24 protein-coding genes are annotated in these 24,857 nt (G+C 53.9%); 13 read left to right on the forward strand and 11 right to left on the reverse strand.

From position 1 onward, the window contains the following. Positions 1 to 74 precede the first annotated feature (74 nt). From FH603_RS20980 to FH603_RS21005, 6 genes are all read left to right on the forward strand, one after another. Complete coding sequence (locus tag FH603_RS20980; protein WP_186739665.1) at positions 75 to 680, forward strand: porin family protein; 606 nt, start codon at positions 75 to 77, stop codon at positions 678 to 680. A gap of 240 nt (positions 681 to 920) precedes the next feature. Next, positions 921 to 1,388, forward strand: coding sequence for an NADH-quinone oxidoreductase subunit A (locus FH603_RS20985; RefSeq protein WP_186739666.1), 468 nt, complete (start codon positions 921 to 923; stop codon positions 1,386 to 1,388). A gap of 8 nt (positions 1,389 to 1,396) precedes the next feature. After that, the gene (locus tag FH603_RS20990) at positions 1,397 to 1,936 is read left to right on the forward strand and encodes an LSm family protein (protein ID WP_186739667.1); all 540 of its coding nucleotides are present in this window, start codon (positions 1,397 to 1,399) and stop codon (positions 1,934 to 1,936) included. A 28-nt stretch (positions 1,937 to 1,964) separates the two neighbouring features. Continuing rightward, on the forward strand, positions 1,965 to 2,519 hold the full coding sequence (locus FH603_RS20995; protein WP_235985423.1) for an NADH-quinone oxidoreductase subunit B: 555 nt from the start codon (positions 1,965 to 1,967) through the stop codon (positions 2,517 to 2,519). After that, positions 2,519 to 3,490 carry a hypothetical protein gene (locus FH603_RS21000; RefSeq protein WP_186739668.1) on the forward strand — a complete coding sequence of 324 codons (972 nt, stop codon included), beginning with the start codon at positions 2,519 to 2,521 and terminating at the stop codon, positions 3,488 to 3,490. The genes FH603_RS20995 and FH603_RS21000 overlap by 1 nt, the downstream gene beginning before the upstream one ends. Positions 3,491 to 3,660: 170 nt before the next feature. Continuing rightward, positions 3,661 to 4,932, forward strand: coding sequence for an MFS transporter (locus FH603_RS21005; protein WP_186739669.1), 1,272 nt, complete (start codon positions 3,661 to 3,663; stop codon positions 4,930 to 4,932). A gap of 180 nt (positions 4,933 to 5,112) precedes the next feature. On the opposite strand, the gene FH603_RS21010 is transcribed toward FH603_RS21005, so the two are convergent. Together FH603_RS21010 and FH603_RS21015 are read right to left on the reverse strand one after the other, a co-directional pair. Then, positions 5,113 to 5,574: a GNAT family N-acetyltransferase gene (locus tag FH603_RS21010; RefSeq protein WP_186739670.1), complete on the reverse strand. Its 462-nt coding sequence runs from the start codon at positions 5,572 to 5,574 to the stop codon at positions 5,113 to 5,115. Between the two features lie 2 nt (positions 5,575 to 5,576). Continuing rightward, positions 5,577 to 6,062: a MarR family winged helix-turn-helix transcriptional regulator gene (locus tag FH603_RS21015; protein ID WP_186739671.1), complete on the reverse strand. Its 486-nt coding sequence runs from the start codon at positions 6,060 to 6,062 to the stop codon at positions 5,577 to 5,579. A gap of 296 nt (positions 6,063 to 6,358) precedes the next feature. Here FH603_RS21015 and ahcY point away from each other — a divergent pair, with 296 nt between their 5' ends. Continuing rightward, complete coding sequence (gene ahcY, locus FH603_RS21020; protein ID WP_186739672.1) at positions 6,359 to 7,669, forward strand: adenosylhomocysteinase; 1,311 nt, start codon at positions 6,359 to 6,361, stop codon at positions 7,667 to 7,669. Positions 7,670 to 7,830: 161 nt separating this feature from the next. Then, on the forward strand, positions 7,831 to 8,982 hold the full coding sequence (locus FH603_RS21025; protein ID WP_186739673.1) for a hypothetical protein: 1,152 nt from the start codon (positions 7,831 to 7,833) through the stop codon (positions 8,980 to 8,982). A gap of 90 nt (positions 8,983 to 9,072) precedes the next feature. On the opposite strand, the gene FH603_RS21030 is transcribed toward FH603_RS21025, so the two are convergent. The 3 genes from FH603_RS21030 to FH603_RS21035 all read right to left on the reverse strand — a co-directional run bounded on the left by FH603_RS21030 (position 9,073) and on the right by FH603_RS21035 (position 13,289). Next, positions 9,073 to 11,622, reverse strand: coding sequence for an FdhF/YdeP family oxidoreductase (locus tag FH603_RS21030; protein ID WP_186739674.1), 2,550 nt, complete (start codon positions 11,620 to 11,622; stop codon positions 9,073 to 9,075). A 115-nt stretch (positions 11,623 to 11,737) separates the two neighbouring features. Then, positions 11,738 to 11,830 (reverse strand): MFS transporter small subunit, encoded by a 93-nt coding sequence (locus FH603_RS29300; protein ID WP_425326521.1) that lies wholly within the window; start codon positions 11,828 to 11,830, stop codon positions 11,738 to 11,740. A 40-nt stretch (positions 11,831 to 11,870) separates the two neighbouring features. Beyond that, positions 11,871 to 13,289, reverse strand: coding sequence for an OFA family MFS transporter (locus FH603_RS21035; protein WP_186739675.1), 1,419 nt, complete (start codon positions 13,287 to 13,289; stop codon positions 11,871 to 11,873). A gap of 291 nt (positions 13,290 to 13,580) precedes the next feature. Between FH603_RS21035 and FH603_RS21040 the strand changes: the two genes are divergently transcribed. The 3 genes from FH603_RS21040 (at position 13,581) to purQ (ending at position 15,989) form a co-directional block, all read left to right on the forward strand. Continuing rightward, positions 13,581 to 14,321: a 5'-nucleotidase C-terminal domain-containing protein gene (locus FH603_RS21040; protein ID WP_186739676.1), complete on the forward strand. Its 741-nt coding sequence runs from the start codon at positions 13,581 to 13,583 to the stop codon at positions 14,319 to 14,321. Continuing rightward, positions 14,299 to 15,222 carry a bifunctional metallophosphatase/5'-nucleotidase gene (locus FH603_RS21045; RefSeq protein WP_186739677.1) on the forward strand — a complete coding sequence of 308 codons (924 nt, stop codon included), beginning with the start codon at positions 14,299 to 14,301 and terminating at the stop codon, positions 15,220 to 15,222. The genes FH603_RS21040 and FH603_RS21045 overlap by 23 nt, the downstream gene beginning before the upstream one ends. Positions 15,223 to 15,302: 80 nt before the next feature. Continuing rightward, positions 15,303 to 15,989 (forward strand): phosphoribosylformylglycinamidine synthase subunit PurQ, encoded by a 687-nt coding sequence (gene purQ, locus FH603_RS21050; protein ID WP_186739678.1) that lies wholly within the window; start codon positions 15,303 to 15,305, stop codon positions 15,987 to 15,989. Positions 15,990 to 16,146: 157 nt separating this feature from the next. Here purQ and FH603_RS29135 read toward each other — a convergent pair whose 3' ends face one another. The 3 genes from FH603_RS29135 to FH603_RS21060 are packed head-to-tail and all read right to left on the reverse strand — an operon-like array spanning position 16,147 to position 16,618. Beyond that, positions 16,147 to 16,266: an oxidoreductase gene (locus tag FH603_RS29135; protein WP_342355221.1), complete on the reverse strand. Its 120-nt coding sequence runs from the start codon at positions 16,264 to 16,266 to the stop codon at positions 16,147 to 16,149. Next, positions 16,215 to 16,433, reverse strand: coding sequence for a hypothetical protein (locus FH603_RS21055; protein ID WP_235985422.1), 219 nt, complete (start codon positions 16,431 to 16,433; stop codon positions 16,215 to 16,217). The genes FH603_RS29135 and FH603_RS21055 overlap by 52 nt, the downstream gene beginning before the upstream one ends. Continuing rightward, entirely contained in the window at positions 16,430 to 16,618 is a 189-nt protein-coding gene (locus tag FH603_RS21060; protein ID WP_186739679.1) for an ArsR/SmtB family transcription factor, read from the reverse strand. The genes FH603_RS21055 and FH603_RS21060 overlap by 4 nt, the downstream gene beginning before the upstream one ends. Before the next feature lie 119 nt (positions 16,619 to 16,737). On the opposite strand from FH603_RS21060, the gene FH603_RS21065 reads away from it, so the two are divergent. Continuing rightward, a complete protein-coding gene (locus FH603_RS21065; RefSeq protein ID WP_186739680.1) occupies positions 16,738 to 18,375 on the forward strand; it encodes a CotH kinase family protein in 1,638 nt (545 codons plus the stop codon). Between the two features lie 3 nt (positions 18,376 to 18,378). On the opposite strand, the gene FH603_RS21070 is transcribed toward FH603_RS21065, so the two are convergent. Beyond that, positions 18,379 to 19,578, reverse strand: a complete 1,200-nt coding sequence (locus tag FH603_RS21070; RefSeq protein ID WP_186739681.1) for an alpha/beta hydrolase family protein — start codon at positions 19,576 to 19,578, stop codon at positions 18,379 to 18,381. Positions 19,579 to 19,817: 239 nt separating this feature from the next. Between FH603_RS21070 and FH603_RS21075 the strand changes: the two genes are divergently transcribed. Further along, positions 19,818 to 20,696 carry a glycosyltransferase family protein gene (locus FH603_RS21075; RefSeq protein WP_186739682.1) on the forward strand — a complete coding sequence of 293 codons (879 nt, stop codon included), beginning with the start codon at positions 19,818 to 19,820 and terminating at the stop codon, positions 20,694 to 20,696. A 260-nt stretch (positions 20,697 to 20,956) separates the two neighbouring features. On the opposite strand, the gene FH603_RS21080 is transcribed toward FH603_RS21075, so the two are convergent. After that, entirely contained in the window at positions 20,957 to 23,629 is a 2,673-nt protein-coding gene (locus FH603_RS21080; RefSeq protein WP_186739683.1) for a hypothetical protein, read from the reverse strand. A 279-nt stretch (positions 23,630 to 23,908) separates the two neighbouring features. Continuing rightward, the gene (locus FH603_RS21085) at positions 23,909 to 24,784 is read right to left on the reverse strand and encodes a hydroxypyruvate isomerase family protein (protein ID WP_186739684.1); all 876 of its coding nucleotides are present in this window, start codon (positions 24,782 to 24,784) and stop codon (positions 23,909 to 23,911) included. Positions 24,785 to 24,857: the final 73 nt, after the last annotated feature.

The following is a 24,857-nucleotide window of genomic DNA, read 5'->3' on the forward strand; positions in this document are numbered from 1 at the left end:
TTGCGGATAATTCGGCGTTGTCGAATAATGAATCAGCCGTTATAGGGTGGTCATCTCTAACCATCCATTTCCGTATGCATACGTATCGATTACTTGTTCTTGCCTTTCTGATGTCGTCGTCCTTCCTCGTTCGGGCGCAAAGCAACAAACCCACCGGCGGCCACTTCGGCGTAAAAATAGGCGCTTCGCTCACGCGCCTGAACGTTTCGGGTATCACCGCCAATATTCCCAAACAGTCACTGGCTCCAATTCTGGGGGTTATGTATCGGTATCGCCTACAGAAAATCGTGCTCCAGCCAGAGGTGCTACTGGCACAAAAGGGCGGCAACTTCCAGACCTTACGGATTGGCGCAGCAGGCCGTGATACCGAAGCCAATAAATACTACTACGTGAGTGTGCCCGTTCTGTTGGGTTATATTCCCACCGAAGGGCTGACACTACAGGCAGGACCCGAATTCAGTTATGCCCTCAACGCGGGGAAAACGAATGGCCCCGGTGCCAAAAACGATTTGGGCCTGGCCGTTGGTGTACACTATGACTTCCTGGATATGCTCGACAAATTCAGTCTGCACCTGCGCTATGTTCAGGGGTTTACCAACGTATCGCCTGATCCGCTGGCCGTTTACAAAAACCGCGCGCTCCAGGTCTCGATTGTGTATAATCTGTTTCCGAAAAAGTAAGTTGATCAGTCGGCCAGTCAGTGAGTTGATCAGTCGACCAGTCAGTGAGTTGGTTAGTCGACCAGTCAGTGAGTTGATCAGTCGACCAGTCAGTGAGTTGGTTAGTCAGTGAGTGGCTGACGCACACAACTAATCAACTCACTGACTGGTCGACTGATCAACTCACCAACTGACCAACTGACTGACTCACCAACTGACCAACTGACCAACTCACCAACTGACCGACTGATCAACTGACGCATGCTTTCCGACTTCGGCATTATTCTGCTATTCATTCTGGCCGCGTTTGCCTTCATTGGCATCGTGCTGTTTGTGGCGCGGCTGCTGCGTCCGCATCGACCCAATGTGGAGAAGAATAGCACCTACGAGTCTGGGGAGGAGCCAACAGGAAACGCTAATGTGCAGTTCAACATCCGGTTTTATGTTGTAGCGCTCGTATTTGTGCTGTTCGATGTCGAACTGGTGTTTCTCTTTCCATGGGCTACCGTATTCGGGCAGGAGCAGCTCATTCGCGAGACGGGCGGCCTTTGGGGCTGGTTTGCGCTGACGGAAGTTTTTCTGTTCGTCGCCGTGCTGGCCCTGGGCCTGGCTTATGTATGGGCCAAAGGCTACCTCGACTGGGTGAAGCCCAAACCGAAAATACCGACGCTGGACACGAACGTACCACCTGCCTTGTACCAACAGGTAAATGAGCGGTATAAACGCTGATCTAATCCATGCTACGCCGTTCAGCCTTTGTGGCGATCCTGCTTCTGTTTGGCTACGTTCGTGCGGCAGCTCAGGACCAGTCGGTGGAGTCCTACGACGTGCGGGTCAGCACACAGAATGGCAAGCGATTTCGGGGGGTTCTGTATGCCGTGCAGGAGCAGGATCTTTACCTGGACAGTAAGCAAAATAACAGACAGTATCGAATTCCCCTGACCCTCATTCGCAAAGTGGTGATTCACTATAAACGACGCAGAAGCACCATTGAGGGGGCGCTTGTGGGGGGCGGTCTTCTTGCTTTTCTAACCATCCGGTCCAGCCGGAAAAACCCGTTTCGGAGCCCTGCCCTATACAGCGTAAATCTGCTGTTATCTACCGCCAGCGGGGCAGCAGCAGGCGCGATCATCGGACGTAACATTGGTCCCCAGGCCCGCAAAACGATACGCCCCTTCGGGCAAACGCCCGAACAGATAGCCGAAAGCCTGCGCGGGCAACTCGAGCCGTTTACGTACATCCACCAGAGCGACATACTGAACCGCGTGCCGCAATGAGTTGTTGGCCTGTTATATCTTTACGCTTATGAATCCAGTCAACGTGTCCGATAAATCCGGTGAAGCCAGCGTCATTCTGATGCGTTCTGAAGAACTCCTGAACTGGTCGCGGGAGAAATCACTGTGGCCCATGAGTTTCGGGCTGGCTTGCTGCGCCATTGAAATGATGCAGGCCTTTGCCGCCAGCTACGATCTGGAACGCTTCGGTATCTTTCCGCGCCCCTCCCCCCGCCAATCCGACATCATGATCGTGTCTGGCACCGTAACGTTCAAGATGGCCGACCGCATCCGGCGGCTGTATGAACAGATGCCCGAACCCCGCTACGTAATATCCATGGGGTCGTGCTCCAACTGTGGAGGCCCTTACTGGCAACATGGCTACCATGTGGTAAAAGGCGTCGACCGGATTATTCCTGTCGACGTGTATGTACCCGGCTGTCCACCTCGCCCCGAAGCACTCATCGATGGCTTTTTGAAGTTGCAGGAAAAAATCCGGACAGAGCACCCGTTGCTCGGAACTAAAGAATTTGTAGCTTCGGCCGACGACCGCCCCCTTTCCGACAACGGTTCGTTACCCGCCTGATGAATGCGCTGTCTGTTTCCTTCCGCCAAACCCTCCGTTTACTTCGACTCGTTGGGCTGCTCTATGGCGTTACCCTGGTGCTGAGCTTGCTGGCTGCGCTACCGCTCTATAACACCCTGAAGGGCGAGGATCAGAACTCGCTGGCGTTCATGAACCTGCTGAACGGCTTCGATTACACCATTTTTTCGGACTTTATGCGCCGTAGCGGGCCTGCCATTAGTCCATTGATGAGTGTAGGGCGATGGCTGGGTGTTCTGTATTTGTTTATGAGCGTATTTACGGCAGGAGGCATTTTATGGTGCTTTTCGCCTGCACCCGCTCTGCGTTCGGTCGCCCGCTTCCAGGTTGCTCCATTTTTATCGGCCTGTAGCCACTATGTAGGTCGGTTTATCCGGCTGTTCGGCGTTACATTGCTGTTTGTGCTGGTTGGCGCAGGTATTTGGCTCGTCATTGGTACCCTGGTGAGCATGATGCTAAGCGACACGATGACCGAGCGGGGCGTGTTCTGGGTTGGTCTGACCTTTTTTGCGCTGTTCGTACTGACAGCTACACTACTGCTCTGCATCGGCGATTATGCAAAGGTGCTCATGTTTAGTGAGGACGAACACACCGCCTTTCGGGCATTTGGGCGGGCCGGGCGGCTTGTATTACACAATTTGGGGCAAACTTACGGGCGCTACTGGCTGCTGATTGGGATTGGCACTGGTCTGTTTGGGCTCTATTTCCTCCTCGAAGACCTAATTCCCATGAACAGCTGGCTTACGATCCTGCTCATGTTCGTGGTGCAGCAGGCACTGGTCTTTGCGCGGGTCGGCTTAAAGGTCTGGTCGCTGGGAACGGCTTATTCGGTATACATGACCTTGCCTAAACCTGTTTCTCCTGTGCCGCCAACGCCGGTAGCCGAGCCGGTTTTTGCGCAACAGCCGACCGCTGACCCCGACCAGGACCAATCCGGATCAACTCTGGTATAGGTACCCGTAGCAATGGTAGTGCCGGTCTTCCGAAGCTGATATGGTCAGGTTTCCGGAGATCCAGGCTATTAGGGCCAAATTTATTCCACCTCTTGCCAAACCGCCCAATCTTCTTCGGTCCTTTCGTATTATTGCAGAATCATTTCGTTTCGATTCACTGATTTCGCCGTATGGCTGTTCCTACCCTCCCCCCTTCTGAACGTCAAACAACGCCCCCCGGCCTGTTTAGCTTACCTGTCATCGTAGCCGCGCTGGGCTACTTCGTCGACATTTACGACCTGCTCCTCTTCGGCATCGTCCGTGTACCGAGTTTGAAAGACCTTGGTCTCACCCCCGATCAAATCTCGACCGTGGGTACATCCATTATGAACTGGCAAATGGGTGGTTTGCTTATTGGCGGTGTGCTTTGGGGAGTCCTGGGTGACAAACGCGGGCGGCTATCGGTGTTATTCGGTAGTATCATCACCTATTCTATTGCCAATATCGCCTGCGGGTTTGTAACGAACGTAACGTTCATGGACCCAACGACCTACTACGCCCTGATGCGGTTTGTAGCCGGGATCGGGCTCGCGGGTGAGTTGGGAGCTGGCATTACGCTGGTCAGTGAAGTACTGCCGAAAGAAAAGCGCGCTATTGGGACGTCCCTGGTGGCAGGCGTTGGTTTGTTCGGCGCTGTAGTGGCCTATTTCACGGTTAAACTCTTCGACTGGCAAACGGCCTTTTTTGTTGGGGGCGGGCTGGGCTTTGGTCTACTGCTGCTGCGGGTGGGTGTGGTAGAGTCGGGTATGTTCAAGAACGTCACCGAACAAACGGGCGTTACGCGGGGCGACTTCTTTTCATTTTTCACCAACGCCGATCGGTTTAGCCGGTATATCAAATGCATCGGCATCGGCCTGCCTACCTGGTTTGTGATCGGCATTCTGGCTACGTTCAGTAACGAATTCGGAAAAGCGCTGGGCATCAGTGAAGAGATTCAGCCAGGGCTGGCCATCATGTGGTGCTACGTTGGTCTGGCCATTGGTGACCTCTCCAGTGGGTTTATCAGCCACCGGCTGGAATCGCGCAAAAAAGGCGTGGCCCTGCTCATGGGCATCGCACTGCTGTTCAGCCTCGTGTATCTGTTCGTAGGCATATCCAGCGCAACCATGCTCTATGGCCTTTGTCTGGCTATGGGTTTTGGCATCGGCTACTGGGCCATGTTCGTAACTATTGGCGCCGAGCAATTTGGCACCAACCTACGGGCCACGGCCGCCACAACCGTTCCAAACATGGTGCGGGGGCTGGTGATTCCAATGACTCTTTCTTACCAGGCCCTGAAACCCCTCATCAATACCATCAATGCCGGAGCCGTAGTCGGTCTTTTCGCCTTCATCATCGGGTTCTACGCCATCCTGACCATTCCGGAAACGCACGGGAAAGACCTGGACTACCTGGAAGAATAAAAAAATAAGAGAAGTTAGCGGGTTTCTCACATCGGATGGGCCACTACCAGGGGCTTTGCCCACTGGCAGGGCGAGATTACAGCCCTGCCAGTGGGCAAAGCCCCTGGTAGTGGCTCTACATCACTAGCTCTAAGTCACCGGTAGTAATCCAGGTCTTCTCATTAAGCAAGCATAACCAATTTATAACACGATCTCCATCCGAATATCGGCGCGGGCGTAGGGCGTTGGCACGCTGGGCACTTCGTTGAACCCTACCTTTCGATACAACGTCAGCGCTGGTGTCAGCTTCCGGTTCGATTCGAGCCAGAGCGTGCCGATGCCGAATTGACGGGCATACTCAATAGCGGCCAGACATAGTTTTTTACCGATGCCGTGCCCCTGCATCGCGGGGGAAACGGCCATTTTAGCGAGTTCATACCCGGTTTCACCCGTATTTACGACCGCTACACAGCCTACAACGACCTCGTCAGACAAGGCAAAGAAAATCTGGCCGTTATTGGGCAACACATGCTGTTCCGGGTGTTCGAGTTGTTCCAGATCGTGCGGTTCAACAGCAAAATACTGCTCGATCCAGGCAATGTTCAACCGTTTGAAATCGGGCTGGTAACGAGCGTCATAAGGAATGATGGAGATGTTTGTCATCGTCATTTGGGGTTTAGTAACTGATCCTGCACACGGTCGAAAAAGCTTCGGTCGGCGAGTTGCACTTCCATTTCGCTCAATGATACCAGGAGGTTATGCGTCTGACGGGCCATCATGTCCCGGTTGACAACCACAAACGCATCCCAGAGCGGCTGTAATTTGGGAAGCATAGCCTGCCCGGACTCGCTCAGGGTTAGCAATCGCTTACGACCATCCTGCTCCGATTTGGCTGATACAATCAGATCACGCTTCTCTAGTTCATTAATCACCTGAATAACGGCGGGGTGCGAGATGCCCAACTGATCGGCAACTTCCATCACCGCCACCGGCCCCTTTTGGGCAATAAGCACAAAAATGGTAGCCCATCGTACGTCGAAGTCCACACCGAACTGTCGATACGTTGCCGTAACACCCTGCCAGTAGGTGTCACTCAGGCGCCGAAGCCGACTGGCGAGCGCCAGTTCGGCCATGTCAGCCATAAAATCCATAAATAGGTAAGTAACTACGTAAGTTCTTACATAGTTAGGTATTAAATCAGATTTTGTCAAGTGTCCTGCCTTTATTTTTGTTAGTGTGATGCCACGTTCTATGCCACAACGCCCGGTTTACCGTAGAATAGGGTGCAAATCAAACCTGGAGCAAAGGCTATGATGAGGATGCAGGGCTAATCTATTAAACTGTTAGAATTTCTGCCCGAAGACGCTTATTTTTGTACTTTAGTAAGAATCTAATCAGCTGGCCTACATCTTATTATAAGCTGCGGGTAGCTATTCAAACAGTAGCAATGCAAACTTCCACGTACGTACCTTACAAGGTTAAAGACATCGCCCTCGCCGAATGGGGCCGCAAAGAAATCCGGCTTGCCGAAGCTGAAATGCCAGGTTTGATGGCCCTTCGCGCTGAGTTCGGCCCGTCGCAGCCACTGAAAGGCGCTCGTGTTGCCGGTTGCCTGCACATGACGATTCAGACAGCTGTCCTCATCGAAACACTCGTTGCACTGGGTGCCGATGTGACCTGGTCGTCGTGTAATATCTTCTCGACGCAGGACCATGCCGCTGCGGCCATTGCCGCTGCCGGTATTCCCGTGTATGCCTGGAAAGGCATGACCGAAGAAGAATTTAACTGGTGTATTGAGCAAACGTTGTTCTTCGGGGAAGAGCGCCAGCCGCTCAACATGATCCTCGACGATGGTGGCGACCTGACCAACATGGTCTTCGACGTCTATCCCGAGCTGATCCAGGGTATCAAAGGCCTGTCGGAAGAAACGACAACCGGTGTTCACCGCCTGTATGAGCGGATGAAAAACGGTACGCTGCACCTGCCGGCCATTAACGTCAACGATTCGGTAACGAAGTCGAAATTCGACAACAAGTACGGCTGCCGCGAGTCGCTGGTCGATGCCATCCGTCGGGCTACCGACCTGATGCTGGCTGGTAAAGTTGCCGTTGTTGCCGGTTATGGCGACGTAGGTAAAGGTTCGGCCGAGTCGCTGCGGGGAGCGGGCTGCCGTGTGCTGGTAACTGAAATCGATCCGATCTGCGCCCTACAGGCGGCTATGGATGGTTACGAAGTAATTCCTATGGATGAGGCCGTACCGCGTGCCCAGATCTTCGTTACCGCCACGGGTAACGTCCGGATCATCAAGGACCGGCACTTCAAAGCCATGAGGGACAAGGCTATCGTCTGCAACATCGGCCACTTCGACAATGAGATCGACATGGCCTGGCTGAATGAGAACTACGGTCACAGCAAGAGCCAGATAAAGCCACAAGTCGATATGTATGAGATCGATGGCAAAGAAATTATCGTGCTGGCCGAAGGCCGGTTGGTAAACCTTGGCTGCGCCATGGGGCACCCATCCTTTGTAATGTCATGCTCGTTTGCCAACCAGACGCTGGCCCAACTGGAGCTGTGGTCTAACGCTGACAAATACGAGAACAAAGTATACGTCCTGCCGAAAAAGCTGGATGAGAAAGTAGCCGCTATGCACCTGGCCCACGTAGGTGCCCGGCTTGAACCACTGGAGCAGGAGCAGGCCGACTATATCGGCGTAACGGTTGAAGGTCCGTTCAAGTCGGAAATGTACCGGTACTAATTGATGGAGGATATATAGGGACCAGCGCGCTATAGCGTACCTGATTATACAGCGCGGCTTCGGAAACGGGGCCGCGCTTTTTTGCATTAATTTTATTAGGTTTGACAGGTCAACGCCGGAGTATCCGCATCTGCCGGCATGTTCCTGATTTTCTGGCTGCTATGAATCGATTATTGCTCCTGCTTTCAGTATTGTTTCCGCTCCTCTGCCCGGCGCAGCAGGCGGAAATCGATACGCTGCACTGGAGCGCCAATCGACGGCTACAGCTATCCGACTTCCATGCACCCAAGCAACCCGGCCTGGGCGGCTCCGAATTTTACTATCAGATAGGGTACGATGTACGCCCAACGGTCATTGGTACGTTACCCGCCATCGATGCCTACTGCCTCATGTTCCGCAACCTGTCATGGGTTTCGGAAACAGCCCACAATGAGCGCACCCTGGCCTATAATCAGGTGCTGTTCGATCTGGTGGAAATTTATGCCCGCCAGATGAAAGCCAAACTCATTGCCCTCAAAGCCGACCGTCGTTTCAAGCAACAGGCCAAGCAGATCGAGTACCTGACCAACGCCGAACTGGGGGCTGAAGTAAATCGGTTCCGGTCAGAAACCGGCGGTGGCGACGACCTTGAGGTGCTCAAGCGCTGGCAGCGTCAGGTGATCCAGCGGCTTTATGAAGTACCGGATCTGGTAACGAACTTCCAGCCGGCAAAAGTGGGGCTGGGCTTATCGGTTGGCGGGAGCACCCTGATACCAACCGGAAATCTGATGCAAACATTGCCCCGGCAGGTTGGACTCCTGTATGGTGTTGATGTAGCTGTTGGCCGAACGCTGCTATTACTCAACCTGGGCCTCCATAATACCAGCCTGCGAAAAGGATTCACCGATCAGAATCAGGAATGGCCGTATGGCATCCACGTCAGGTCATCCCTGATCGACCTTGGATTCGGCCGTATTATTTACGACTCGCCACATACCCGGCTGGCCCCTTTTGTGGGCTACCGGCTGCTTAACCTGTTGCCCCGCGACCGGAAAGATGATCGCTATAAAGGATTCTCGCTGGCCAGTCACATGCCCACCGCTGGCGTAATCTGGGATCTTAAATTCGGCGGTAACATCTCTCAGCCCGACCGCGTAGAAGATCATTTCTGGTTTGTACGGACTAAACTATCCGTCAGCCCGGTTCTGGCACCCAAATCTCTGTCGGGTGGGCTACTCAACCTACAAATCAGCGTTGGCGGCTTTGGACGCCCCCGACGCGTGAATTATAGACCCGAGCGGACCACCATTGTTTTGCCGGGCAACCTCATGTAACCGTCCCTGTTCCTCCTACGCCCCGACATCGCTCCGCGTAGACGCTACCGCCTGAATACTATCTATTAGTACATCACGAGTTAAAAGCGACTAAGCCGTCACGGCTACGTGCTCACCAATACCATGCCCCGTTGCTACCAGTTCGGTAACGGGCTCCACTGTTATGACCACGAACTTAGAGGTCGGGGTATTACTGATGTAAGCCACACTCGCGACCGGAACAAGCGGATTCGCTTCGGGATAATAAGCCGCCGTGTTGCCCAGAGGAATGTTATACGGAATAGCAATGAACTTCTCCAGTTTTCGCGTTTGCCCTTCAAAATGGCTGGTAATATTGACCAACTGCCGATCCTGAATACCGCGATCGGCCATGTCCTTGGCGTTCATAAAGATGACCCGCCGTTCGTTATAAACGCCCCGGTAGCGGTCGTTATAATCATAAATCGTGGTGTTGAACTGGTCGTGACTCCGGATCGTCATCAGCACCAGCTGGTCAGGCGCAATGTCGTGCATGACCATATCCGTTACGGTGAAGTTAGCCTTCCCGTTTTCGGTGGTGAAGTTACGTTCACGGGGACCGTTCGGCAGGTAGAAACCGCCCGGCTGGCGAATCTTCTCGTTAAACTTCTCGAAGCCGGGAATAACCCGGTCAATAGCATCACGGATGGTGTCGTAATTTTCGGTGAACCCTACCCAATCGGCAGTGGTTCTGTCGCCAAGTGTCGAGATGGCAATGCCCGAGATGATCGCTACCTCACTGAGCATCTCCCCTTCCAGCGGCCGCAGTATGCCCTTGTTCATGCTGACCACGCCCATCGAATTTTCGCAGGACGTAAACTGATGCCCCAATTTCTGCATGTCAATATCGAGGTGAGTGAAGCAGGGAAGAATCAGCGATGTACGGCCCGTAACGAGGTGACCCCGGTTAAGCTTCGTACTGATGAAGGCCGTCAGGCTCTGCTTCCGAAGTGCTTCGGCAACAAACTCGGTATCGGGCGAAGCGGACAGGAAGTTGCCGCCCAGGCTGATAAAGACGCCCGTTTTACCCTCGTACATAGCCTTGATCGCTTCGACGGTATCCCAGCCATGTTCACGGGGCGGCTCGAAGTTAAATTCCTTCTTAAGAGCATCCAGAAATTCGTCGTGAGGGCGCTCCCAGATGCCCATTGTCCGGTCGCCCTGCACGTTGGAGTGGCCGCGTACCGGGCAGGTACCCGCACCAGGTTTGCCAATAGCGCCTTTCAGCAGGTGCAGGTTCACGATTTCCTGAATGCTCATGACCCCGTTCTTCTGCTGCGTCAGGCCCATGGCCCAGCAGGTAATGATTTTCTGCTTCGGCCCGATTATGTCGGCGGCTTCTTTAAGCTGGGCCCGCGTCAGGCCGCTCATCGCTTCGATGTCGTCCCACGATGTATTACGCATGGTTTCGACAAATTCATCGTAGGTCGTCGTGTATTCCTTGATAAAGTCATGGTCGACGACCGTTCCCGGCGCGGCTTCTTCGGCCGCCAGCAGGTGCTTCATGATGCCCCGCAGCACGGCCATGTCGCCGTTTATATTGACCTGTAGATACAGATCGCTAATGGGCGTACCATTGCCGAACAACGTCCCGAGCGCCTTGATCGGATTCATGTAATCCTGCGGATTCTTGAAATAGCTCAGTCCTGCTTCATGCAATGGGTTCACCGCAATAATTTTTGCGCCCTTCCGCTTGGCAATCTGCAACGCCGACAGCATCCGTGGGTGGTTGGTACCAGGATTTTGCCCCATGATGATGATCACCTCCGCATCGTGAATATCGTTGAGTGTGACCGAGCCCTTACCCAGGCCCAGCGTCGGACTAAGGGCCGATCCCGAACTCTCGTGACACATGTTCGAGCAGTCGGGCAAATTGTTGGTACCAAACTGCCTGACGAACAACTGATAGAGGAAAGCAGGCTCGTTGGGCACTTTCCCCGACGTATAAAACAGGGCTTCGTCGGGCGACTTCAGCGCGTTCAGTTCATCGGCCACAAGTTGAAACGCGTCGGGCCACGAGATTTGACGGTAGTGGGTGTCGCCGGGACGCAGCACCATCGGATGGGTTAGCCGACCGGCGTTGTTAAGGTCACGGTCGGTCATGTGCGACAGCGCAACCAGACTATGTTTAGCGAAGAAATCAGGGTCAGCCCGGCGCGTATCGGCATCGGACGCGGTGGCTTTCGCTCCGTTCTCGCAGAATTCAGCGACGGAACGGTGGTCATCAGGATCGGGCCAGGCGCAGGACGAGCAGTCGAAGCCGTCCTTCTGGTTCAGTTTCAGCAGTGCATGTGTACCTCGCCCAACACCGGCTTCACCCCACGAAAACTCCATGGATTTCAACACGGCCGTTACCCCGGCGGCCACCGTAGCGGGTTTGCCTAAGGTAAGGCCGGTAAACTCTTCGGGCGGCTGGGCCAGAATCGGGTTTTTGTTTTTTGCACTCACATTATCGGGGGCCGGGAAGACTCGTTTATCGGCATCAGGTTTGCCCTGCGGATCATAATGATCGTTTGTTGGTAAGGCACCCTGATCGGGACGTTCGCCACTTTTCGGGCCGGTTGCGGCCTGGTCAGCGGGAATGACGGGCTTATTTTCATCGAAATTGGGCGTCTTTTCCATGATATATTCAGTTTGAGGAGTTTGTCGGGTAGTTGTGTAATATCCCTTTAACCCCTTGTTCGGGTATTGGTTTAGCTGTTGGGCTGATATCTGCCACCCATCCGGTAGTGTCTACCTATTTAAATAGCGCAAGAGCTTTCAGCAGAGTTTGTGATACGCCCCAGAGCAGCGGAATACTGACGACCAGCCAGGCGAGAGCAATGCGCATGGGCGAGGATTGAGATGGCTTGTTCATGCAATAAGATCGATCAAACAGTGACAGGTTTCGGTTCGTCTTTAACCTGATAGCGGTCCGCTACAGGCTTCACCAATAGATTACAGATGAAGCCAATCACCAGCAGCGACGCCATAATGTACATGGTCGTATTGTAGGCATCAGCCTTGGCAACACTTTCGGTCAGCCCCGCCAGTTTACCCCGGCCAATATAATATTCACGCAGGAACGCGACAAGATTAGGGCCCACGATAGCGGCCGTGCTCCAGGCAGTCAGCAGCCGTCCGTGGATGGCTCCAACCTGTAACGTGCCGAACATGTCGCGCAGATAAGCCGGAATGGTGGAAAAGCCCGCACCGTACATGGACAGGATCACACAGAAAATAGCCACAAACAGAGCCGGGCTACCCGCACTACCCGCCGTTGGAATCAGCGTGTAGAGCAACGCCCCCAACCCCAGGTAGATCATGTAAATACGCTTGCGACCCGTTCGGTCGGAGAGCGATGACCAGAAGAAGCGGCCGATCAGGTTGAATAAACTGAGCAACCCCACAAATCCGGCTGCGGCTTCGGCCGTGATACCACGCCCCAGACCCAGCCGCCCTGTAGAAAACACCTCCTGAATCATAGGCGATGCCTGCGACAACACGCCGATACCAGCCGTTACGTTCAGACACAGGATAGCCCAGAGCAGCCAGAACTGCGGAGTCTTGATGGCCGTATCGGCCGTTACGCTGGCCGTTGTGATCATCTTGTTCGATGGATCGGTCGTTGGCGTCCAGCCTGCCGGTTTCCAGTCGGCAGCCGGCACCCGGGCAACGATTACCCCAAACAGCATGAAGCAGAAATAGATAACGCCCATGGTAGCAAATGTTTCCCAAACCCCCGTTGACGTGGGCGTCTGGTAGTGCTTCATCAGCGCTACGGCCAGTGGCGAGCCAATCATGGCACCTCCGCCAAAGCCCATTATAGCCAAGCCCGTAGCCATACCAGGCCGGTCGGGAAACCACTTCATCAGGGTTGAAACGGGCGAGATATAGCCTAGTCCAAGACCAATGCCACCCAGCACGCCATAACCACCAATGAACACTGGCAGACTGTGCAGCCGTATACCCAGGGCCGAGACCAGGAAACCGCTGGTAAAGAACAGCGCCGAGGCCAGCATGGTCTTGCGAGGGCCGCTGCGTTCGACCCACTTGCCAAACAGAGCCGCCGACACGCCCAGAAAGAAGAAGGCGAAGTTAAACACCTGCACCGTAGCCGTCAGCGACCAGTCGCCGGGAGCCGACTCTGTAATGCCGATAAGCCGCGACAACGGTATATTAAAAACGCTCAGGCCATACGCCTGCCCAATGCACATGTGAACGGCCAGCGCGGCCGGAGGGAACAGCCAGCGGCTGTAGCCGGGTCCGGCAACGGTATTCTCCCGATCCAGGAACGATAATAAAGCCATAAAACAAGGCAGATTTAAAAGGTTGCAGGCTAATCGATGAGTCCTATAACTCGCTACAGGACTCATCGATTATTACCGGCTCCGTACCTACACCGGCGTTATGAGCATAGAACTATTACCCCACAGGATAAGTCTATTATAAATATATTAAAGTTACCCACCTGGCGAATTGAAAGCTAATGGAAACGAATACCGGCACCAGGGCTAATGGCATCGATTTCCATCCTGTATCCATTCACTCCCAATCGCCTATAGCGACATTGCGCAGAGTTTACGAACTTGCAGGCTATTATGAAAAAGCTCATTCTATGGCTGGCACTGGCTGGCCTGGCTTCCTGTAGCCCCGGCTATCACCTCACGAACCGGACCGCCAGCCGGATTGGTGTCGATTCGGTAACGGCCCCGGCCAATGCCAGCGTCGCCCGTTTCCTGACCCCCTACCGGCAGGGTCTGGAAAAAACGATGAACGAGGTGCTGACCCATTCCACCGGACGTATCGAAAAAGGCCAGCCCGACGGCCCGCTCAATGATATCCTGACCGACGCCCTGCTCCAACAGTCAATTCAGCGCTACGGCAAACCCATCGACTGCTCGCACCTGAACTTCGGCGGTATCCGCAACAACTTGCCGGAAGGTAACATCACCACCGGCTCGGTCTTCGAAGTGATGCCGTTCGACAATCAACTGGTCGTGCTGACCCTCACCGGCGACATGCTCCAGCAATTGCTCGATCATTTTTCCAGTGGCAACAAACTCGTGGTAGGCGGTATGCGGGCCAAACTTCAGAATGGCAAAGCCCAGTCGGTAACGTTTACCAATGGCCGGACGCTCCAGCCAAGCGAAACCTACACGGTGGTGACGAGCGATTATATCGCCGACGGGGGCGACAACGCCAATTTCCTAAAGAACGCCATCAAGCGTGAAACCCTTAATTATCTCATGCGTGATGCCCTGATCGACTATTTCCGGCAGCAGGGCAAAACCGGTCAACCTCTTACGCCAACTTCCGATGGACGCATCAGCCTCAACTAGACGTCAGTTTCTTAAATTGCTGGGCACGGCCGCTGTTGTCGGCTCCGTAGCGCCCGACATCATGGCTGGTAGCGCCAGGCCCAAAACGACGATGCTGACGATCCTGCATACGAACGACGTTCACAGCCGACTGGACCCCTTCCCGATGGACGGAAGCCGGAACGCCGGGCGCGGGGGTGTAGCCCGCCGGGCCACGCTGATCCAGCAGATCCGGCAGGAGCAGGAAAATGTGCTGTTGCTCGATGCGGGCGATATTTTTCAGGGAACACCCTATTTCAACGTTTACAAGGGTGAGCCCGAAATACTGGCCATGAACCAGCTCGGCTACGATGCCGGGACAATTGGAAACCACGATTTCGACGGCGGCATCGACAACATGGTTACGCAGTTCGGCAAGGCGACGTTTCCCCTGCTCATTGCCAACTACGATTTCAGGAACACCGTGCTCGACGGAAAAACCAAGCCCTACAAGGTGTTCACGAAAGACGGTATCAAAGTGGGTGTGTTCGGGCTGGGCATTAAACCGGAAGGGCTGATCCCGAAGGATGCCTATAAAGAAACCAAATACCTCGACCCCATCGACATTGGTAACGATATGGCCACCCGGCTCCGAACCGAACAGAAGTGCGATTATGTTATCTGTCTGTCGCACCTCGGTTATAAGTACGATGGACCAACCGTATCAGATAACGTACTGGCGGCCAGGACCCGGAATATCGACGGAATTATTGGCGGCCATACCCACACGTTTCTGGATGCGCCGGTCACGGTCAACAACGCCGACGGCCAGCCGATCTGGATTAATCAGGTAGGTTTTGCCGGCATTAATCTCGGCCGGATCGACCTGACGTTTGAACGCGGTAAGGCATCCATGGCCGGTCAGTCGGTAGAGGTCAAATAAACTTTGTACCTTTGTTCACGAGGAATAAGGGACTCCCAGTTCAGTCCCTGCTGCTCTTTCACTAATTCAATCGTTCGCCCATGAAATTTGGCGTTGTAGTATTCCCCGGCTCTAACTGCGATCAGGACGCAGTTGACGCGCTGGAATTGATGGACCAGGAAGTTGTTAAACTCTGGCATAAAGACCACGACCTGCAGGGATGTGATTTCATTATCCTGCCTGGTGGCTTTTCGTATGGTGACTACCTGCGCACAGGGTCTGTAGCGCGCTTTTCGCCTATCATGAACGAAGTTATTGCCCATGCCAACCGGGGCGGCTACCTGATGGGTATCTGCAACGGGTTTCAGGTGCTGGCCGAAGCACGGCTTGTACCGGGCGTGTTGCTGCGGAATGCGAACCAGCAGTACATCTGCAAAAACATTTACCTGTCGCCCCAGTCGCCCGATGCCTTGCTGACGGCGGGTCTGGATCGCCCGGCCTATAAAATTCCGATGGCCCACGGCGAAGGCCGTTTCTTTGCCGACGCCGATACGCTCAAATCGCTCAATGATAACGGGCAGGTGCTGTTTCGCTACTGCGACGAAACCGGTGCCATCACCGATGCGGCCAACCCCAACGGTAGCCTTGAAAACATTGCGGGTATCACCAACAAAGGCAAGAACGTCTTTGGTATGATGCCCCACCCCGAACGGGCCGCCGACCCTGCCCTGGGCAATATGGATGGCCGCCTGATCCTGGACCAGATCCTGAAAACGGTGCTGGTGTAAAAAGTCGTAGAAGTCAAAAGTCATAGAAGTCGTAAAAGTCAAAAGTGGCTGACGCTTGAGTATTGCTCTTGCGACAGCCACTTTTGACTTTTACGACTTCTACGACCCCTACAACTTACGACTTCTACGACTTACGACTTCTACGACCCCTACGACTTCAAGGCCGTACGCTACCACCGTATTCGTCGGTACGCTTGCTTGAATCGGGGCTGATAAACTGCTCGATCAGGTAGCCGTTCGCGCTGTGCAGCTCGACACCGTCAAAGCCCGCGTCGATGGCTTTTTAGTTGCCGCAATAAATTCCTGAATGGTGGTTTTCACTTCTTCCGTTGTCAGCGCACGGGGCGTTGGGTGGTCCGGGATCCCGTCGGTATCGCTGTAGATCTGACCGGCAGCGGCCGCTGCCAACGACGCGATAACTTCACCGCCCTGGTGCATATTCACCGAGTGACCAATTCGCTTTCGGTCAGGAGTTTCACAGGATGAGACACGCCTGGCTGCGAAAGACCCGTCAATTCCTGAATATCGGTGCAGGTCAGCGTTCCTTTTCGGGAGAGCTCTATCAGAATCGACAGCCGGTACTTGTCGGCGATGGCTTCGGTAGCTTTTTCAACGAAGCGATCTTCCATGAGCTGCCGCGTATTGACCTATGAGTATACAAAATCAACAAAATCGATTCCCGTGTTATGCTCCCTTCTAATGTACAAAAATTTAGCCCTATTTTTATAGATCCTAACTTTTTCTTCGTATGCGACGCTATTGTCTGTGGTTACTGTTTTCCCTCAGCGGGTCATCGATGGGCGCTTATGCACAGGCAGTGCTATCTTCCGATCTACCCATTGTCGTGATCGATACCGACGGGCGAACGATTGTCAATGAGCCTAAAGTTACGGCTACCCTGCACATCATCGATAACGGTTCCGGTAAACGCAACACCGCCACCGACCGGCCCGCACTAACCAGCACCATTGGCATTGAAATTCGGGGTGCTTCGTCACAGGCGCTTTTCCCAAAGAAATCATATGGATTCGAACTGCGCGATTCGCTGGGCATCAGCTCGGTCAACGCATCGGTTCTGGGTATGCCAGCCGAATCAGACTGGGTCCTGAACGCAACCTATAATGACAAAACCCTCATCCGGGAAACACTGACCTACGACCTGAACCGGGCGATGAGCCCGTACTACACCCCCCGCTATCGCTACTGCGAAGTAGTTCTCAATGGAAGTTATGCCGGCATTTATATCCTGTTCGAGAAAATAAAGCGAAACAAAAATCGCGTGAATATCACCAGCATCAAGAAGACCGATATTACGGGGGATGCGCTGACGGGCGGCTATATTTTCAAGATCGATAAAACCGAAGGATCACTTTCGCGTAGCTGGGACTCGCCCTACCGGGGAACGCGGGGTCAGGCCATTCCCATTCAGATTGACCGCCCTAAACCGGAGGATCTTGCCGAAGAACAATTTCAGTATGCCAGAAAATACATCACCGACTTTGAAAAAGCCCTCAGCGGAGCAGCGTTCGAGGATTCCCTGACCGGTTACCGCAACTACATCAACGACGACTCCTTCGTGGATTACATGCTGATGACCGAAGTATGTAAGAATGTGGACGGGTATCGGCTCAGCACGTTTTTTTACAAAGATCGTGATTCGAAGGGCGCGGCCGGCAAGATCACCATCGGTCCAATCTGGGACTATAACCTTGCCTATGGTAACGCCGATTACTGTTCGGCTAACACCTTCCTGGGCTGGGCCTTCGATTTTCCGCGTATCTGCCCTACCGATGGGTTCCAGACACCGTTCTGGTGGGACCGCTTACTGACGGACCGGGCCTTCGCCAGTAAAGTACGGGTCAAGTACCAGTCTCTGCGTCAGACGGTGCTGAAAACCGAGCGCATTCAGGCACACATCGATTCGGTAGCCAGCGTATTGACCGAAGCCCGAATACGCAACTTCCAGCGGTGGCCGGTGCTGGGCCAGTATGTGTGGCCCAACAGTTACGTTGGTAAAACCTACCAGGACGAAGTTACGTACCTGAAAGCGTGGATTAAAAACCGGCTTGAATGGATGGATACCGCGGTGTTACCTTTTGGCGCGCCAGTGCTGGCCAGTGAACCCATCGACTCGTTCGAACTGGTTGTCAGTCCCAATCCGTCGGCGGGCGACGTGGCCGTACGCTACCAGCTTACGCAGGGTGCCGACCTACACCTGAACATCACCGACGCTACGGGCAGGCTATTGCAAAGTCTGGCGTTACCGGGCCAGCCCGCCGGCAAACACCAGCGAATCATTCCTAATCTGCCTGCTACACCCGGCATTTACTATGTCTTACTGAAGACCGAAACTACATCGGTAAGCCGAAAGCTGATCCGGCAGTGAAAGCTACTGCAAGGTCGAGAAGAACTGTAGGGTTTTAACAAGGTAATCGGGGATGCTGGTATCATGAGCCTTTCCCGGCAACGGCACCAGTTGTACGGACAGAGCGCCTTGTTTCTTCATCGCATCGAAGGCATTCTGACTATTCAGGAAGTACACCTGTTTATCGTCTGTACCGTGAATGAGCAAGGTGGGCGTTTTAGGTACAAAATTATAGATATCGTTTTCTTTCAGGGCGTTCAGGTATTCGGTATCGGTGCCATTCAGGATACCGGCACGAAAGGTGTCGGTGAGGGCCAGGTGCAGGCTGACGTTGATCGTAGCCGCCGTTCCCTGGCTTTGCACCTGGGTGGCATAAGGTTCTTTCAGGTAAAACGACAGGGGCCGGTTGAAGCCGTAAATTCGATTATAGGTTTGCATGACCCAGATATACTGGCTGTTGGCAACAGGAAGACCCGACGAGGGATTACCCAGCAAAAACTTCGAGAAACTGGTTTTGTCATAAGCACCTGCTCCGCAGCTAACCCCTTTCAAAGCAAACGCCATGGGGCTTTCACTTTCAATTTTCTGTTGCAGACCCATCGTGGCGCCCCCGCCCTGGGAATAGCCCGACAGGTACAGGTTGTTGTTCCAGCCGATGGATTTCTGCTGGCAAAACTCCCGAACGGCCAGTAACATGTCGTAGCTGGACGAAGCCAGCGTTTTCCGGTGTTCGTAGGGATGCAGCACCTGTTTGCTTTCGCCGTAACCAATATAATCGGGATACGCAATGAGGTAGCCTAGTGCTGCGCCCAGCGTTCCCATGGTGTAGGCTTCGGTACCTGGCGCGTAATAGGACGGTGCCAGGGTCTCATCGAAAATAGTACCGTGCTGAATGCTGATAAGGGATAATGGACCCGTTTTTGTTGGCACCAGCAGCGCACCCGACGCAGTTATATCGCTGCCATCTACGTTCTTGGTCCGGTAGGTAAGCCGGTACACGGTACACCCGTTCTGTACAAATAGATCGGGCGAAACACCCCCGAATAACGTAGCGTCCTGCTTGAGTTGGGCCAGTGTCTGTTCTTTTGTCAGCTGGGCCAGCTGTGTGCTGCCCACCAGATACTGGTTCTGTGTTGTTGGGTCAAGTGTCGTATCGGTCTGACTACAGGCCGTAACGAACCAGATAATCCATAGGAAACGGATTAGCTTACCAGGGGTGATCATACAGATGTGTTAAAAGAGAGGAAGGTTCGAAAAGCACGTACTACCGCACTGATCTTTAACCAAAGGTCTTCAGATTTCAGGTACTGATCCCGATTATGTATGTCAGTTGCCCGGATAAGTAGGCAGACGGGTATTTACTGTCGGTAAAGCCGGGTAAATGGCCTCCAGTCCGGACAACTTTACTGTAAGAAAAATCAAAACGATACCTTTGGCCCGTATTTCCAAGCGTAGTCTACCCAATGAAAGTTGCCGGCTTTAGTTTTATCCGTAATGCTGTCCAGTTCGATTATCCTATCGTTGAGGCTATTACCTCTGTCCTGCCGCTCTGCGACGAGTTCGTCGTGGCCGTTGGGGATTCGGACGATGATACGCTGGCATTGATTAAGGCTATTCCAAGCGACAAAATCAGGATTATTCATACCACCTGGGATCAGACAGCCCGGGCGGGTGGGCGGGTGCTGGCTCAGGAAACCGACAAAGCCCTGGCAGCGATCTCGCCGGATGCTGACTGGGCCTTCTATATCCAGGGCGACGAGGTGCTGCATGAACAGTCTATCCCCGCCGTTCGGCAGGCGATGGAAACCTACCTCGCTGATCCTACCGTAGATGGTCTACTATTCAAATACCTACATTTCTATGGTTCCTACAGCTATGTGGGCAACTCCCGACGCTGGTACCGGCGCGAAATTCGCATCATTCGTAATTCGGGCAATGTGGTTTCGTACAAAGATGCGCAGGGATTCCGCAGCCGGGACAACCAGAAGTTGCGCGTTAAACTGATCGACGCCCATATTTATCACTACGGTTGGGTAAGACCACCCAAAACGCAGCATACCCGCCTGCAAAGCATGCACCGGTTTTATCACGACGATGGCACAGAAGTCGTGACGGAACCAGAAAAAGCACCCGATTTCGATTATAATCAGGCCGACTCGCTCCTGCCTTTCACCGGCGCTCACCCGGCCGTTATGCAGGCCCGCGTAGACCGGTTAAACTGGTCGTTCAACTTCGATACACGCCAGAAAAACTATAAAACGCCCCGCCTGCGTTTGCTGGCTTTTGTCGAAAAACTAACAGGCTGGCGTATCGGCGAGTACAAGAACTACAAGCTTGTTTGAGTAACAGCGCCCGTACGCCAGCGTTGAAAGCTAGTGTAACGTGAATTCGGGATTAAGCTGCCTTAATTTTGGCCCGTTAGGGCCTTTACAGCGCAGCGTTGGTAGGCCGCCGGAGCGGTAGGACAATTTGATTTCAGCAGTGCCGTCAGGTACATAGACGCTGAAAATTTCTACCGACGCTACGCTGTTAAGGCCCTAACGGGCCAAATCTAATCCCGAATTCACGTTAATGTACGGGCGCTGTTGGTTGACCCGGGAATTTACTGCTTCAGGATTTTAACTGATTTCGTCTGTGATGGGGTCGTAGCCCGTAGCAACAGCAGACCCGGCAGTGACCGCTGAAGGTCAAATACCTGCTCGCCATTTCCCTCAGTCCCTTCCACAAACCGGTTCTCCAGCACCCGGCCACCAGCGTCGCTCAGTACCAGCCGCACCGACCGACCGTCGACGCCACCCAGCCGCACCCGTACCCGGTCGGTAGTTGGATTGCCCAGCACCGTTAGGCTCAGTTCGGCCTCAGGTTCAACAGCCCCCGTCCGGGCCCGACCGCAGGCTGCTTTCAGGTTCCATTCGTAAGTGACCGTTACGCCATTCTGGCGGGCCATCAGCATGAACGGCTGCACATCGTTGGCCGTGCGGCTATCCTGATCCACGAACTGGTTCGGATTAGATGTCCAGCCCGTAATACCCGCAGCCGCATACTCGATCGGTGTCCCGTTGCCGCCACTCGTCCGGAAGGTGATAGCGCCCGTTGCGCAGTCGTAGGCTGGGGGCAGTAAGGCCAGTGCGTTACCCGTTGGTGGGTTTACAGGCGGCTGAGGGTTGGCGCAGTACCCCCCAAAGTCAAACGTATAACTGACGGTTATCCCGTTCTGGGTAGCCGTAATGGTCAGTGGTTTGGGGTCATTCCGCAGACCCTGCTCCACGATACCCGTGTTGCTGGTAAGCGACGAACGGCTGATTCCGGGCGCGATGTAAATAATGGGTGACCCATCACCCCCGCTGGTGTTGAAGGTAATAGCCCCCGTCGCACAGGTATAAGTAGGTTGTGTCAGCGTCAGCGAACCGCCCGTAACAGGGGGCGTTGGCGGCTCAACAGGTTGCCCGTTTGGCGTGATCGTAATGGTGAAGGTAGCGCGGAGCGGGTCGCTGCGGTAGCCACTTGTGCTGGCGGTAACATTCACCGTATAGACTCCCGGCGTACGAGGGGTGCCTACGATCGGTATGTTTGGAATCGTATAGTACGGATAAGACCGGACCTGTAGCTCCAGCCCATCGGGCAGCCCCTCCGCGCTGATCATCCAATCGGAGTTATAACCGGGTATGCCGGTGGTAGGATCGGAGAAGTAAGACCCCAGTGAAAAGAGCAAGGGTTCTCCAGCCTTATAGGATAGATTTGGAATAGGGTAGCTCAGTGGAGGCTGCGGGGCGGTCGTATTACTGCAGGGGGCTCTCAGATCGAACTTATAAACGACGCTGACGCCATTCTGGGTGGCCGTGATCGGAATAATCTTGGGATCATTCCGCAGGCCCTCCTCCACCGTACCCGTGTTACTGGTCGCCGACGCCCGGCTGATTCCCGGTGCCTCATACGTAATCAGCGAGCCATCTCCACCACTGGTGTTGAAGACAATAGCTCCGGTCTGACAATTATACGTTGGTGTCGTTAACCGGAAAGCGCCCGTATTCTGGGATTCCGGCACGAGCTTGACCAATTGATTATTAGCCGTGGCAAACACCAGACTACCATCGCCGGCTACGCCAATCTTAACCAGCGGTCCATCGCCGGGCCCCTCGAAAGTTCGCCGGGCTACCACCTTGAGCAAGTCGGGTTCGTTCAGTGGCTTCTCCGTCGGATCGACCAGCAGAATTTGGGGGTCTACCCCGTTCTGTAGCGAGGAGTTCCCCACGGCATAATACTTCTTTCCGCCAGCACCTGAATACACCGTGATGTAGGCATCGGTGAAGGTATTGTCGATGACCCGCGCCCGTCTGAAACTACCATCCGCGTTCAGTTCAACGATAGCCGTATTTGGTGCGCCGGGATATTTGGCGGGTACTACCCCGGCACCAACCAGCGCATAACCGGTACCATCGGCCGACACGAGCACATCGGTGACCGACTTCAGGGCAGTAATCGAGCCCGGCAAAGGGCCATTTATATTCATGGTTAAGGGTAGACCGTTTAGCAGTCTCTGCCACATGACATCCCCATTGCCGTTTAGCTTGGCTACCCAGCCCCCACCTGGCACATAGTCGCCGACGGAGTTGAAATACCCGGCCACCAGATACCCGCCGTCGGGTGTATTGATAGCCACATTGCCTATTGTCGCGCTGTTGTCGGGCGTGGCGGGATAGGGAGCCGGGAAAGCTACCGATCGAGACCATGAGGCTTGCGGGCCATTGCGCCTAATGAACGTCTTTATCTTCGTGTCATTGTACTCAATACCGCTGGTAAGGGTCAGAACTCCCGCGTCGGGCGTACCCAGCGCGTAGGCTACCCCTTGCCCGGCACCTTCCGAACCTAAATTAGCATTTAGGCGGGCGAGGATACTGTACCCTGTTCCGTATTCCCGTCCAATCAACAATATGCCGCCATTCGACGTAGGATTAGTGAATAGTATGCTGGTCACCGCTGAATACCCACCCACATTCGGTAAGCAGGAGGGGCATCCCGGAATTTTCCCTCCTATGTACGACGTACCGCCAATTAATCCACTTGAGCGGAGTTTATCGCCGTCCAGGTCATATTTAACCACTTGCAGTCCATCGCCCGTTGCAATGTTGCCATCGGTAGTTATGGCCAGCGTTCGGCCAACCCGGGCCCACTGCGCGTCTGGTATGGACTGCCCCCCGGCAGGGTGGATTACAAGCCCTGTCCAGAAAATTACCAGCCCGATAAGCTGTCTTGAGAGTACATAGTTCTTTTTCATATGTGTAGATATTCTGTTAGAAATAAGCCATTTTATTGATAAATTCTAGTATTTTATAAGAAAGATACTATCGTATATAGGTATACGGTTGACTTATCTATGTGTTTTTACTTATCGGTATGTTTTTGCAGAGATGCTTTTTTACAGTCTCTTTTAGCAAAGGGGCATGGCCTTATTAGCCAGTTCAAACCTCCGGGTGATCGCTTGGCTGGCTACCAGCCACAAAAAAAGGCAGACCGTTATGGCCTGCCCTTCCTGTATCTGTTATGATCCGTTCTACTACACGTCGCAGAGTAGCACCGCTTCTTTCAAACTCGTCAGTGGATCACGCTTGGGAATAAACTCCTGCGCTACATATCCCTTGAAACCGGTATCGACAATCGCTTTCATGACCGCCGGATAATAGATCTCCTGCGTCTCGTCGAGTTCATTACGCCCCGGATTGCCGCCCGTGTGGTAGTGACCGATGTATTGCTGGTACTGGCGGATGGTGCGGATAATGTCGCCCTCCATGATCTGCATGTGGTAAATATCGTACAACAGCTTGAAGTTGTTCGAGCCGACGCGCTTACAGAGATCGGCACCCCAGGCCGTATGATCGCACATGTAATCTTTATGATCTACCTTGCTGTTCAGCAATTCCATGATCATGGTAATACCGTACTTCTCGGCGCTGGGCATCAGGCGTTTCAGACCCACGGCACAGTTGGCAGCCCCCTGCTCGTCGCTCATACCCCGGCGATTTCCCGAAAAACAGATCACGGTAGTCATTCCGGCTTCTTTCAGCTTTGGGAAGATGGCCTCGTAACTGGCCACCAGCTCATCGTGAAACTTGGGGTCGTTAAACCCATCATTGATTCCTTTACCGGCACCTTGTGGCAGCGCCGATGTCAGACCATATTTCTTCAGCGTTGGCCACTCGTCCGGACCAGTCAGGTCAATGGATTTTATACCCATTTCCTTCGCGGCTTTGCAAAGATCGTCCAGTGGAATTTTACTGTAACACCACCGGCATACCGAGTGGTTGATGCGGCCTTTCAGGAGTGGGGCCGCCGTTTCGGTTGGGGTCATAGCAGTAGCGAAAGTGCCGGTCAGCGACAGAGTCAGTGCGCTACCAGTCAGGGTTTTAAGGGCCGTTCGGCGGGAAGGGTTCATAGGAATTGTGTCTCTATTATGCGTCTTCAGTATAATCAGTTACGTCTCCTGAGCATCCGTAAAAACCATCCGG

Origin of the sequence: Spirosoma utsteinense, from assembly GCF_014282275.1 — a bacterium.
Taxonomy (GTDB): Bacteria; Bacteroidota; Bacteroidia; order Cytophagales; family Spirosomataceae; genus Spirosoma; species Spirosoma utsteinense.